Below are 12,793 nucleotides of genomic sequence, written 5' to 3'. Positions count from 1 at the left end.
GGCCCGTGGTTGCCTTCGGCGCCCGGAACGCTTCGGTGCCCGGGACGGCGGCAACGAAATCCCTTGCTCGCAGAGCTCGCCGGGATATTAAAGCCGCCTAACCCGGGCGCCTGCGCGCCCCGGGCTCGGGGTTTCCCTGCGGTTTGTACGGATCCCTTCGGCTTGGCCGGATCCCCGCCCCGCGCGGTGCGGGGATTGCGACAAACTGCAGGGTTTTACCCAAACCGAGGGATTCGGGCCCCGGCGCCCCGGCGTCCCGGACCCGTCGTCCCTGCGCTTCGCGGCCCCTGCAGGGACTTACCCATATGTAGTAGTGCGGGTACTACATGTTGTGGTTACGCACTTGGTGATGCAGCTGCGCGGGACCTATAGTGAGAGCACCATAAGGCCCCTTCGCGAAAGGACGGGACATGTACTGTCCGTTTTGCCGCAACGCTGATTCCCGCGTCGTGGACAGCCGCCTGGCCGACGACGGATCGGCGATCCGCCGCCGCCGGCAGTGCCCGCAGTGCGGACGCCGTTTCTCCACGGTGGAAACCACCAGCCTGAGTGTCATCAAGCGCTCCGGAGTGGGCGAGCCGTTCAGCCGCAGCAAGGTGATCAACGGCGTGCGCAAGGCCTGCCAGGGCCGTCCCGTCAGCGAAGACGACCTCGCCATGCTTGCCCAGGAAGTGGAGGAATCCATCCGGGCCAGCGGAGTAGCGGAGATCGACGCCCACGAGGTGGGGCTGGCCATCCTCACACCGCTCCAGAAGCTGGACCAGGTGGCGTACCTGCGGTTTGCCAGCGTGTACCAGTCCTTTGACTCCCTCGAGGATTTTGAGACCGCCATCGAAAAGCTGCGGACCGAGGCCCGGGAAAACTCCGGACGCGTCCCGTCGGGTGCCCAGCGTCCGCTGACTGCCCAATAGCCGGTAAACAAACGCGAGCCGAACAAAAAGCGGCGGAAAGGATACCTTTCCGCCGCTTTTTGCTGTCCCGCGTCCGGGTACGGGCTACTTGATGTACTTGAAATGCATGGCCGCCTGGAGCGCGGCGCCGACAATGCCCGCGTTGTTCTTCAGGTTGGCCGTGACCAACGGGGTCCGCAGGTCCAGCATCGGCAGGAAGTCCTCGCTGCGCTTGGAGATCCCGCCGCCGATCACGAACAGGTCCGGGGAGAAGAGGAACTCCACGTGCGAGAAGTAACGCTGCAGCCGTTCGGCGTATTCTTCCCAGCCGATTCCGTCGCGTTCCCGGGCCGAGGCCGAAGCCTTGGTCTCGGCGTCGTGCCCGTCGATTTCCAGGTGCCCCAGCTCCGCGTTGGGGACCAGCAGGCCCTTGTAGATCAGTGCCGAGCCGATGCCCGTGCCCAGTGTGATTACCAGTACGGTGCCGTCCACCTCGCGGCCTGCACCGTAGCGGGCCTCCGCGAGGCCGGCGGCGTCGGCGTCGTTCATGACCTGCACGTCGCGGCCGAGTTCCTTGGTGAGAAGCGTGTCGACGTCGGTATCGATCCAGCTGTTGTCCACGTTGGCGGCGGAGCGGGCGATGCCGTGCTGGATGATGGCCGGGAACGTAACGCCCACCGGAACCTCGGGGCCGGGGCCGCCGGGCCGGGAGGACAACTCCGCCACGATCTGGCCGACGACGCCGGCTACTGCCTCTGGGGTGGCCGGCTGCGGGGTGGGGATACGGTAGCGGTCGCCAATCAGCTTGCCCTTGGCCAGGTCGACAATGCCGCCCTTGATGCCCGTGCCCCCGATATCTATTCCGATGACGGCGTCGACGTGCTTGTCGGACTTATGCTTCTTGGCCATGGTTCTCCAGTAGTAGGTCTGTGCTCGGGTCAGCGGATCAGGGAAGGGTCAGGACTTCGGCACCGTCATCGGTGACGAGCAGGGTGTGCTCAAACTGTGCGGTGCGTTTGCGGTCCTTGGTGAGGACCGTCCAGTTGTCATCCCACATGTCCCACTCGATGGTGCCGAGAGTGAGCATAGGTTCAATCGTAAACACCATTCCCGGTTCAATCAGCCTGCTGTAGGCGGGAGCGGCGTCGTAATGCGGAATGATCAGGCCGGTGTGGAAGGCTTCGCCGACGCCGTGGCCGGTGAAGTCGCGGACCACACCGTAGCCGAAGCGCTTGGCGTAGGACTCGATGGTGCGGCCGATGACGTTGATTTCCCGGCCCGGGGCGACGGCCTTGATGGCCCGGCGCAGCGATTCCTGCGTGCGCTCCACGAGCAGCCGGGACTCGTCGTCGACGTCTCCCACCAGGAAGGTCCAGTTGGTGTCGCCGTGGACGCCGTTCATGTAGGCGGTGATGTCGATGTTGATGATGTCGCCGTCCTGGAGCACCGTGGTGTCCGGGATGCCGTGGCAGATGACCTCGTTCACGGAGGAGCACAGTGACTTGGGGAAGCCCCGGTAGCCCAGCGTGGAGGGGTAGGCATGGTGGTCCAGCAGGAACTGGTGGCCGATCCGGTCCAGTTCGTCGGTGGTGACGCCGGGGACAATGTGCCGGCCGACCTCAACGATGGCCTGTGCGGCCACCTTGCTGGCCAGGCGGATTTTTTCGATGGTCTCCGGCGACTTGACCTCGGATCCGGTAAAGGGTGCGGGCGCTTCCTTATCCACGTATTCGGGACGGGGGATCGACGCCGGAACGCGCAGCCGGGGGCTCACGCTCCCCGGTGTCAGGTGTCCAGCGGGTGCAGTGGCAAGTTTCTGGGGCATACCATCGATCTTATCGCCAGCTCGCCCGAAGGCAGACGCGCGGGCAGGCGCCGCAAAGGCAAACCCCAAGCCAACAGGAGGACCCATGGCCGATTTCTGGTTCAACGTAGTGACCCATCAGGTGGAGGAAGGCCCGCAGTCGGACTGGACCAAGCTGCTGGGCCCGTACCCCACCCGCGAGGAAGCCGAGCTCGCGCTGCAGAAGGTGCAGGCACGGAACAAGGCCTGGGACGCCGACGAAGACAACTAGGACCGTGCGCGCCGAACCGGTTTCCTAGAAGCTGTGTTCCGGGCCGGGGAAGGAACCGCTGCGGACCTCGTCCGCGTATTCCTTTGCCGCCCGGGACAGTTCGGTGCGCAGGTCTGCAAAGGCCTTGACGAAACGCGGCTGTTTCCCGCCGCGCAGGCCGGCCATGTCCTGCCAGACCAGTACCTGCCCCGTGGTGGCGTTGCCCGCGCCGATACCGATGGTCGGTACCCTCACGGCGGCGTCGACCTCTGCGGCGACGTCGGCGGGCACCATTTCCATCAAGACGCAGAATGCGCCGGCGTCGGCCAGGGCGACGGCGTCCCGGACCACTGCAGCTCCCGCCTCGCCGCGGCCCTGTACCTTGTAGCCGCCGAGGGCGTGCTCGGCCTGCGGGGTGAAGCCCACATGGGCCATCACCGGAATGCCGGCAGCGGTCATGGCGCGGACATGGTCCACGTAGTGCCGCCCGCCTTCCATCTTCACCGCATGGACCAGGCCTTCCTTCATCAGCCGCACCGAAGATTCGATGGCCTGGGCGGGGGAGACCTCGTAGGAACCGAAGGGAAGGTCGCAGACCACCAGGGAATGGCTGGCGCCGGCAGTGACGGACCGGGCGAAGACGATCATCTCGTCCATCGTGATGGGCAGCGTGGTGGCGTGCCCCATAACGTTGTTTGCCGCCGAGTCACCCACCAGGAGTACCTCGATGCCGGCTTCGTCGAAGATACCGGCGGCGTACTGGTCATAGGCGGTCAGCATGGCGAACCGGCCGCCGTTGTCCTTCAACTGCTGCAGATGCGAGATGCGGATTTTCTTCAGCGCCGGTGCCGGAGGAACCGACGGGTCGTTGGCGGCGTACGGGGAGGGCTGTTCGGCACTGGTCATTATTCGAGCCTACTAAAGAACACCCCGCCCCGGACCCGCCGGGCGGATTGGTTGGTTACGGGGGATCCCGCGGGCTGCCCGCCAAATGCCGCACACCTAGGTAGAGTGAAGAAGGTTTCACATGTCTCTAGGCCGGGTACAGGAAAGAAGGTAAGGATGAACCGCCAGCAGGAATTCGTTCTGCGCACCATCGAGGAGCGCGATGTCCGGTTTGTGCGGTTGTGGTTTACCGACGTCGTCGGCCAGCTGAAATCCGTGGCGCTGGCACCGGCGGAAGTTGAGGGTGCCTTCGAGGAGGGCCTTGGCTTCGACGGGTCCTCGGTCGAGGGCCTGGCCCGGATCTTCGAATCGGACCTGCTGGCCCAGCCGGACCCCTCCACGTTCCAGATCCTGCCCTGGCGCGGCGACGAGGAGCAGACCTCGCGGATGTTCTGCGACATCCTGACCCCGGACGGACAGCCCTCGGCCGCCGACCCGCGCAACGTACTCAAGCGCCAGCTGGCCAAGGCCGCTGACATGGGCTTCACCTGCTACACCCACCCCGAGATCGAGTTCTACCTGCTGAAGTCCGACGAGCTCGGCGAAGACGGCCAGCCGGTTCCGGTGGACCAGGCCGGCTACTTCGACCACGTCCCCGGCGGCGTCGCGCAGGACTTCCGCCGCACGGCCGTGTCCATGCTCGAGGCGGTCGGCATCTCCGTGGAGTTCAGCCACCACGAGGCCGGTCCCGGCCAGAACGAGATCGACCTGCGTTATGCCGATGCGCTGCAGACCGCGGACAACATCATGACGTTCCGCACGGTGGTCAAGGAAGTCGCGTTGATGACCAACTGCTACGCGAGCTTTATGCCCAAGCCCTTCTCGCACCATCCCGGCTCCGGCATGCACACGCACTTCTCGCTCTTCGAGGGTGACAGCAACGCGTTCTTCCAGGCCGGTGCCGAGTTCCAGCTCTCCACCACCGCACGCCAGTTCATGGCGGGCATCCTGCGGCACGCCCCGGAATTCACGGCTGTCACCAACCAGTTCGTGAACTCCTACAAGCGGCTCTGGGGCGGCGGAGAAGCCCCGAGCTACCTGTCGTGGGGACACAACAACCGGTCCGCACTGCTGCGGGTGCCGCTGTACAAGCCGAACAAGGGCCAGTCGGCCCGGATCGAGTACCGCGGCATCGATTCCGCGGCCAACCCCTACCTGTCCTACGCGGTGCTGCTCGGCGCCGGACTCAAGGGCATCGAAGAGGGGTACGAGCTGCCCCCGGGTGCCGAAGACGACATTGAAAGCCTGAGCGCTGCCGAGCGCCGGGCCATGGGCCATGACCCGCTTCCGGCGTCGCTGCATGACGCGGTGCGCGTGATGGAGGAGTCCGAACTCGTCGCCGATATCCTCGGCGAGCAGGTGTTCGAGAACTTCCTGCGCAACAAGCGTGCGGACTGGAACGAATACCGCCAGCAGGTGACCAGGTTCGAGCTGCAGAAGAACCTGGGCATCCTCTAGGGAAGGGCCGGCACAGATGAGCCTGACTCGACGGCTGATCGCCACGGGTTTCCGCGACCTGGAAAAAAGCACGCGGTTCCTGGCGGCTTCGGAACTCGAGGGCGTGGATGAGGACGCGCTGTTCGCGGGGTTCAACTGTTCGGCGGACCCGGATCTGGCGCTGCAGTCCCTGGTGCGCCTGATCGGCCGTGCCCCGGAGCTGGTGGACCTGGTCAACGCCGGTGCTGAGCGGAGCGAGGCCCTGTTCCGTCTGCTCGGTGCCTCCGATGCCCTGGCGGAGTTCCTGATGCGCCACCCCGGGGACGTGGGGGTGCTGCACCGCGAGCTGCGCGCGGAACCCGGCAGCACGGATGAGCCCACCCTGCGTGCCTCGCTGCTGGACTCCGTCCACGCGGGCAGCGGCGCTGTGCCCGTAGCCGGGATGACAGGCACCGAGGCCTACGTGGCGCTGCGGTCCCGGTACCGCCGGCACCTGCTGGACCTTGCCGTGCGGGATCTTGGCGCGGCGTCGCCCACTGATTTCCTGCCGGCCGCAGGGCGCGAGCTGGCCGATCTGGCCGGGGCGGCGTTGGAGGCTGCGCTGGCGGTTTCCCGTGCGGAGCTGGCGGCAAGCTATCCGGCCGAAGAGATCTCCGCCGTGCGCCTCGCCGTCATCGGCATGGGCAAGGCCGGCGCGCGGGAGCTGAACTACATCTCCGACGTAGACGTTATTTACGTGATTGAGGCCTCCGGGCTGCCGGAAGAGAGGGCGTCGGCCATCGGCACCGCGCTGGCCGCCGGGATTTCCCGCGCCATCAACGCCTCGGCACCCGAGCCGCCGCTCTGGGAAGTGGACACCAACCTGCGTCCGGAGGGCAAGGACGGCCCGCTGGTGCGCACCCTGGACTCGCATTTGAACTACTACCAGCGCTGGGCGCACAGCTGGGAGTTCCAGGCGCTGCTGAAGGCCCGGGCCATCGCAGGGGACCGGGAGCTCGGGAAGCGCTATGAAGAAGCCGTCGCTCCCATGATCTGGAGCAGTTCCGAGCGGGACGGATTCGTCGAATCGGTGCAGGCGATGCGCCGCAGGGTCACCGACAACATTCCCGCCCATGAAGAGGCGCGGCAGCTCAAACTCGGCAGCGGCGGGCTGCGCGACGTCGAATTCACGGTCCAGCTGCTGCAGCTGGTACATGGCCGGGTCGACGAATCCCTCCGGGTACGTGCCACAACCGCCGCGATTGCCGCGCTCAGCGATGCCGGCTACATCGGACGCAGCGACGCGCGGGCACTGGACGAGTCCTACCGCTACCTGCGCGTGCTCGAACACCGCATCCAAATGGTGCACATGCGCCGAACCCACCTGATGCCCGAGGACGAGGGGGCGCTGCGTGCCCTTGCCAAGTCCAGTGCCGGGTCCCTTTCCGCGGAACGCCCCAGCGCCGAGCGCCAGCGGGAGCAGTGGCAGCGGACCAAGCGCCTGGTGCGGCGGCTGCACGAGAGCATTTTCTACCGCCCGCTGCTGAGCACTGCCTCGAACCTGAGCGCGGACGAGGTCCGGCTGACTCCCGAAGCCGCCCAGGCCCGCTTGGCGGCGCTGGGCTATGCGGACCCCCGCGGCGCCATGCGCCACATCGAGGCACTCACCGTCGGGGTGAGCAGGCGTGCCGCCCTGCAGCGGCAGCTGCTGCCGGTCCTGCTGGCCTGGCTGGCCGACGGCGTGGATCCCGACGCCGGCCTGCTGGGCTTCCGGCGGCTCAGCGAGAACCTTGGCGATACGCACTGGTACCTGGGGATGCTGCGCGACTCTTCGGCGGCGGGGGAGCGGCTGTGCTCCATCCTTTCCTCGAGCCGGTTTATCACCGACCTGCTGGAGGTCTCGCCGGAATCCGCCGCCTGGCTCGGGTCCGATAAGGACCTGGTGCCGGCATCCTTCGACACCCAGTGGCAGGAAATCCAGTCGAAGATGTCCCGCCACCCCCTCCCCGGGGAAGCCATGCGGCTGATCCGGCTGATCCGCCGCCGGGAGATGCTGCGCATCGCCATCGCCGACAGCTCCGGGCTGCTCAGCCAGCAGGAGGTCGGCCGTGCCCTCGCGGACGCAGACCGTGCCGCTGTCCTGGGGGCCCTGCATGTTGCGGAGTCCGAGGTGTTCGGCAGCAGCGGGAAGCTCACCGATCTGCTGGTAGTCGCGATGGGCCGGCAGGGCGGACGGGAGATCGGCTACGGTTCCGACGCGGACGTGATGTACGTCCACCGCCCGCTGCCCGGCGCCGACCCCGCGGCAGCCCAGGCGCAGGCGGAGAAGGTCGTCTCCCAGATCTCCACTTTCCTGCAGCAGCCGTGCAGCCCGGCCGTCCAGGCCGAGCGGCCCCTGATCCTCGACGCCGGCCTGCGTCCCGAGGGCAGGCAGGGGCCGCTGGTGCGCAGCCTGGAATCCTACCGCGGCTACTACGAGCGCTGGTCGGCGATCTGGGAGGCACAGGCACTGCTGCGGGCACGTACGATGGCCGGAACTGATTCGCTGGGCGAGGACTTTATGGCCCTGATCGATCCGGTGCGCTATCCGGAGGAAGTCACGGCAAAGGACGTGCGGGAGATCCGCCGGATCAAGGCAAGGGTGGAAGCCGAGCGGCTGCCCCGCGGCGCGGACCCTTCCCGGCAGCTCAAGCTCGGGCGGGGCAGCCTCAGCGACGTTGAATGGCTGGTGCAGCTGCTCCAGCTGCAGCATGCCCGGCGGGTGCCGGAGCTGCAGACCACGGCAACCCTTCCCGCGCTGGACGCGATCGAGGCGGCGGAGCTGCTTCCCGCCGTCGACGTCGAGACCCTCCGGGAGGCCTGGCTGCTCGCCAGCCGGGTCCGAAGCGCAAATGTTATCCGCGGCGGGAGGAACCCCGACGTGCTGCCGTCCTCCCGTCGGGAACTGGATGCCGTGGCCCGCTGGTGTGGTTACGGTGCAGGTCAGGGCGGGGTTTTGGAGGAGGACTACCTTAAGGTCACCCGGCATGCCCGGGCCGTTTTCGAACGGTATTTCTACGGATACGGGACCTAGCTCACGTCCCTGAGGGCTCAATCGGTTCGTTGCATTGCCACTGCTCTAGGTACGCTCTATGAGGGCATTTGCGGCGTGGGCCGCAGTGAAAGAGCTAGGAGACGTTTACTTTGCTTAGTGGCAAACGGGCCTTAAAGGGCCCGGCTAAACTGGCCGTACCGCTGACCACCTTCCTCGCAACCCTGGCTTTGCTGCTGGGGATCCCTGCGGCCGGAGCAGTTGCAGCGGACGGCGTCGAAGGTGAGACCTTCGTCATCGGCACCGATACCACGTTCGCTCCGTTCGAGTTCCGTCAGGACGGCGAACTGGTCGGTATCGACATGGACCTCCTCAACGCGATCGCCGAGGAGGAGGGCTTCAATGTCGAAATCCAGTCCCTCGGCTTCGACGCGGCACTTCAGTCGCTGCAGTCCAACCAGGTGGACGGCGTTATTGCCGGTATGTCCATCACGGACGAACGCCGGCAGGTCTTCGACTTCTCGGACCCGTATTTCGAGTCCGGCATCCAGATGGCCGTCGCCGAAAACAACGACGACGTCGCGGGGTACGAGGATCTGCGCGGCAAGCGCGTAGCGGTCAAGACCGGCACCGAAGGCCAGACCTTCGCCGAGTCCATCAAGGACCAGTACGGCTTCGAAGTGGTTGCCTTCGCCCAGTCCGCCCAGATGTACGACGACGTCAAGGCCGGCGGCTCCGTGGCCGTCTTCGACGACTACCCCGTCCTTGCCTACGGCGTCGCGTCCGGCAACGGGCTGAAGACCGTCACCGAGAAGGAAGCCGGCAGCTCGTACGGTTTCGCCGTCAACAAGGGCGCCAGCCCCGAACTCCTGACCGCCTTCAATGACGGCCTTGCCGACCTGAAGGCAAGCGGGGAATACGACGAAATCCTGGACACCTACCTCGAGTCCGGTGCGAAGGATTCCAGCTTCTGGTCCCTGATCACGGACAACGGTCCCGCCTTTGCCAAGGGCATGGGCCTGACCCTGCTGGCGACCGCGCTGTCGCTGCTCTTCGCCCTTGTCCTGGGTGTGTTCTTCGGCTTCCTGAAGGTCGGCTCGTCAAAGATCCTGCGCGGCATCGCCACCGTCTACGTCAGCATCTTCCGCGGCACCCCGGTGCTGGTCCAGGCCTTCTTCTTCTACTTCGGCCTGCCGCAGCTGATCGGCCAGCCGGTGGATGTCCTCACCGCCGGTGTGCTGACGCTGAGCCTGAACGCCGGCGCCTACATGACCGAGATTGTCCGCGGCGGTATCCAGTCCGTGGATCCCGGCCAGATGGAAGCGGCGCGCAGCCTCGGACTGGGCTACGGGAAGACCATGCAGAAGGTCATCATTCCGCAGGCCATCAAGATCATGACGCCGTCCTTCATCAACCAGTTCGTCATTACCTTGAAGGACACCTCCCTGCTTGCCGTCATCGGCTTTGCGGAGCTGACGTACCAGGGCCAGCAGATCTACGCGGTGAACTTCCGTACCGCGGAGGTCCTCCTCATCGTGGCAGCCCTGTACTTCATCGTCATTACGCTGCTGACCAAGCTGGCGGACGTCCTGGATAAGAGGTTTAACAAGTGAGCAAGATCCAAACCATCGGACTGCGAAAGTCCTACGGGACCAACGAGGTCCTCAAGGGCCTGGACGTCAGCGTGGCCGAGGGTGAAGTAGTCTGCGTCATCGGCCCTTCCGGCTCCGGCAAGTCCACTTTCCTGCGCTGCCTGAACAAGCTGGAAGACATCACCGGCGGAACCGTCATGGTTGACGGTTTCGACCTGACCGATCCGAAGGTGAACCTCAACGAGGTGCGCCAGCACATCGGGATGGTGTTCCAGCACTTCAACCTGTTCCCGCACATGAGCGTGCTGGACAACATCATGCTGGCCCCGGCGCAGCTGAAGAAGGCGCCCAAGGCCGAGGTGCGCAAGACGGCCCTGGCGCTGCTGGAGCGCGTGGGCCTGGCGGACAAGGCCGACGCCCGTCCGGCACAGCTTTCCGGCGGCCAGAAGCAGCGTGTGGCCATTGCCCGTGCACTGGCCATGCAGCCGGACATCATGCTCTTCGACGAGGCGACATCTGCCCTCGATCCCGAAATGGTGGGCGAAGTGCTGCAGGTCATCCGTGACCTGGCCCGTGAAGGCATGACCATGGTTGTTGTCACCCACGAGATGGGCTTTGCCCGCGAAGTGGCCGACCGCGTGATCTTTATGGCCGACGGCCACATTGTCGAGGAGAACACTCCGGAGCTGCTCTTCGGGAGCCCGCAGGCTCCGCGGCTCCAGGACTTCCTGGCCAAGGTGCTCTAAGACTGCAGCCCCTTTTACAGTGGCCGCCGACGGTATTCGCTATGCTCTGGGCATGAGCGAACCAACCGGTACGGCGGCCACTGTCGTACTGTTCCGGGATTCCGACGCCGGCCCGGAAGTGCTGCTGCTGGAACGCCCCACGGCAGGGTCCTTCGGCGGTGCCTGGGTATTTCCCGGTGGACGGGTGGACCTGGAAGACCGGGTCGAGGGAGAGCCCGATGCAGCGGCGGCTGTGCGCGCCGGAGTGCGCGAAACCGCCGAAGAAACCGGGCTGGTCCTGCGTGCCGCGGACCTGGCCCCGCTTTCCTGCTGGATCCCTCCGGAGGACATCCCGAGGCGCTACCGGACCTGGTTTTTTGCGGCGAAGGCTCCTGCCGGGGATATTCGGCTCAATCCGGGGGAGCTGCTCAACCATCTTTGGCTTACACCGTCGGAAGCCCTGGACCGGCACCGCAACGGGCTGATGCAGCTGGTCCCGCCGACCTGGGTCACCCTGCACTCCCTGGCCTCGGATACCTCCGCCGACGCCGCCCTCGCCCGGATCGCGGGTGCCGAACCGGAAACCTACCGGACCCGTCCCCTCACCGGATACGAGCCCGCGACCGTCCTGGCCTGGGCGGGTGACGAGGAGTACGACGCCGCCGGGGGCGCTTCCGGTGCGGCTGTCGGCGGGTCTTCTGCTCCGTCGTCGGACGCTTCCCCGCCGGCGCGGCATCGGCTCGTGATGGAGAAAACCTCGTGGCGCTATGAGCGCACCCGGTAGCATGTAGCCATGGGGTTTACGGGAATAGTGATGCTAATGTGCGGACTCGGCCTGTCCTGGGCGGCTGAAGCCACCGCCAGGGGGAAGGTTGGCGTCAACGGCCTGATTGGCATCCGAACGGGATACGTGACGGATTCGCCGGAGGCCTGGCTGGCGGGACATCAGGCAGCGCGCGGACTAATGCACGCGGCAGCTGCCGTTTTTGCGGTCATGGGCATCCTCGCCCTGGTCTTCGACGGCACCGAGGGAGTGCTTGCCGTCGTTGCCATTGCGGGAAGCCTCGGAGTACTTGCGTTGATTCTTGCGGCTGCCTCCAGGGCGAACCGTGCTGCGGGACGGGTTGTTGCGGCGGGCGGCTCTGAACCTGCGGGGAAGCAACACTAGAGGCCGGCTCGCTGAAGGGTGATGGCGTGACCTGTATGGAGGACGCTGGACTTAGATGCCCTTGCAGCAGCATCTTGGGAGCGCGGGCACCGCGGCAGGGCTGAGCAGGTCCGGCGTTTTGGCTTTTTCGACCTGGTCGCTGCAGACGGGTGTGAGTCAGGAGCAGAGAGTTCCTCCACAGGCCGGGACCTCATGATGCCGTAGAGCAGTTTTCCACATTGTGCCGGCCCACCGGTCCGGGCAGGCATCCGCGCTGGTGGACTTGGCTCATGGAACAGGCCACTGCCCGCAATTCTCGCTCCCGGAGTCGAGCGACTCGCCGTCCGGGCGCACATCCACGTTCGGACACCACGGGTACCGGAAATGCCGGGGGCCGCGCTGAAGAGCCGCGGGAGCCATCCAGGGCACGGACAACCAGCACATCTCCCCAGGCGGACATGGGATTGGCGCTGCCGGGTGTGTTCTGCGTGTCCGCCGGTGATGCTCCTGCTGCAGGCACGGTGTTGCCGCCCGGGTTGATGGGGATGCTTTCCCTCCAGGGACCCGAGGAACTGGGGCAGGAAGCGGCGCTGCAGACCCTGGAGCGTCTCAACGCAGTGGTCTGCTGGGTGCAGGCACAACAGGCGCGCACCGTGTACCGGCTGCAGGAACTCACTGCACAGAACCTGGGGCGGCATCCGTATCCGGATCTCGCACGCGCAGGAAGTGAAGCCGGGGCAAAGACGTCGGCAGTCGGCGCCGATGCTGCGGTTCCTGCACCCGACGGGAAAGCCGGGGCGACCACCGAAAATATGCCACCCGCCGCAGACTCTGCGGCTGCTGACGGCAATGACCGGACCGACAGCCAGAGCCGGGGTGGGGAGTGGGTGCTCAGGGCCACTGCTGCCGAGGTCGGTGCCCTGCTGTGCCTGACTAATTTTGCTGCGTTGCGGCTGGTCTCCGATTCGGAGCAGTTGTGCACCCGCTGCCCGG

12 protein-coding genes are annotated in these 12,793 nt (G+C 66.0%); 9 read left to right on the top strand and 3 right to left on the bottom strand.

Annotated elements, in window-relative coordinates; all coding sequences use genetic code 11:
• The first annotated feature begins 410 nt into the window (after positions 1-410).
• Positions 411-911, top strand: coding sequence for a transcriptional regulator NrdR (gene nrdR, locus LOC60_RS15365; protein WP_230026531.1), 501 nt, complete (start codon positions 411-413; stop codon positions 909-911).
• A gap of 84 nt (positions 912-995) precedes the next feature.
• Here nrdR and ppgK read toward each other — a convergent pair whose 3' ends face one another.
• The gene (gene ppgK / locus LOC60_RS15360) at positions 996-1,799 is read right to left on the bottom strand and encodes a polyphosphate--glucose phosphotransferase (RefSeq protein WP_230026530.1); all 804 of its coding nucleotides are present in this window, start codon (positions 1,797-1,799) and stop codon (positions 996-998) included.
• 37 nt (positions 1,800-1,836) lie between these two features.
• Positions 1,837-2,715, bottom strand: a complete 879-nt coding sequence (gene map, locus LOC60_RS15355) for a type I methionyl aminopeptidase (RefSeq protein ID WP_230026529.1) — start codon at positions 2,713-2,715, stop codon at positions 1,837-1,839.
• 85 nt (positions 2,716-2,800) lie between these two features.
• Here map and LOC60_RS15350 point away from each other — a divergent pair, with 85 nt between their 5' ends.
• Entirely contained in the window at positions 2,801-2,965 is a 165-nt protein-coding gene (locus tag LOC60_RS15350; protein WP_229947589.1) for an SPOR domain-containing protein, read from the top strand.
• Between the two features lie 24 nt (positions 2,966-2,989).
• On the opposite strand, the gene panB is transcribed toward LOC60_RS15350, so the two are convergent.
• Positions 2,990-3,850, bottom strand: coding sequence for a 3-methyl-2-oxobutanoate hydroxymethyltransferase (gene panB, locus LOC60_RS15345; RefSeq protein ID WP_230026527.1), 861 nt, complete (start codon positions 3,848-3,850; stop codon positions 2,990-2,992).
• 156 nt (positions 3,851-4,006) lie between these two features.
• Here panB and LOC60_RS15340 point away from each other — a divergent pair, with 156 nt between their 5' ends.
• The 7 genes from LOC60_RS15340 to LOC60_RS15310 form a co-directional block, all read left to right on the top strand.
• Positions 4,007-5,347, top strand: a complete 1,341-nt coding sequence (locus LOC60_RS15340) for a glutamine synthetase family protein (protein ID WP_230026526.1) — start codon at positions 4,007-4,009, stop codon at positions 5,345-5,347.
• 16 nt (positions 5,348-5,363) lie between these two features.
• The gene (locus LOC60_RS15335) at positions 5,364-8,378 is read left to right on the top strand and encodes a bifunctional [glutamine synthetase] adenylyltransferase/[glutamine synthetase]-adenylyl-L-tyrosine phosphorylase (RefSeq protein ID WP_230026525.1); all 3,015 of its coding nucleotides are present in this window, start codon (positions 5,364-5,366) and stop codon (positions 8,376-8,378) included.
• A 110-nt stretch (positions 8,379-8,488) separates the two neighbouring features.
• On the top strand, positions 8,489-9,949 hold the full coding sequence (locus LOC60_RS15330) for an amino acid ABC transporter substrate-binding protein/permease (RefSeq protein ID WP_230026524.1): 1,461 nt from the start codon (positions 8,489-8,491) through the stop codon (positions 9,947-9,949).
• Entirely contained in the window at positions 9,946-10,674 is a 729-nt protein-coding gene (locus LOC60_RS15325) for an amino acid ABC transporter ATP-binding protein (protein WP_230026523.1), read from the top strand. Before LOC60_RS15330 ends, LOC60_RS15325 begins: the two co-directional genes overlap by 4 nt.
• Positions 10,675-10,726: 52 nt before the next feature.
• Complete coding sequence (locus tag LOC60_RS15320) at positions 10,727-11,437, top strand: NUDIX hydrolase (RefSeq protein ID WP_230026522.1); 711 nt, start codon at positions 10,727-10,729, stop codon at positions 11,435-11,437.
• 9 nt (positions 11,438-11,446) lie between these two features.
• Complete coding sequence (locus LOC60_RS15315) at positions 11,447-11,821, top strand: SdpI family protein (protein WP_230026520.1); 375 nt, start codon at positions 11,447-11,449, stop codon at positions 11,819-11,821.
• 437 nt (positions 11,822-12,258) lie between these two features.
• On the top strand, positions 12,259-12,793 hold a 535-nt coding region (locus LOC60_RS15310; RefSeq protein WP_230026519.1), incomplete at its 3' end, for a hypothetical protein.

It is taken from the genome of Arthrobacter sp. zg-Y769, assembly GCF_020907405.1.
In the GTDB taxonomy this organism is placed as follows: Bacteria; Actinomycetota; Actinomycetes; order Actinomycetales; family Micrococcaceae; genus Arthrobacter_B.
The sequence above is the reverse complement of the archived record's forward strand: the minus strand, read 5'-3'. Positions and strand labels throughout refer to the sequence as shown.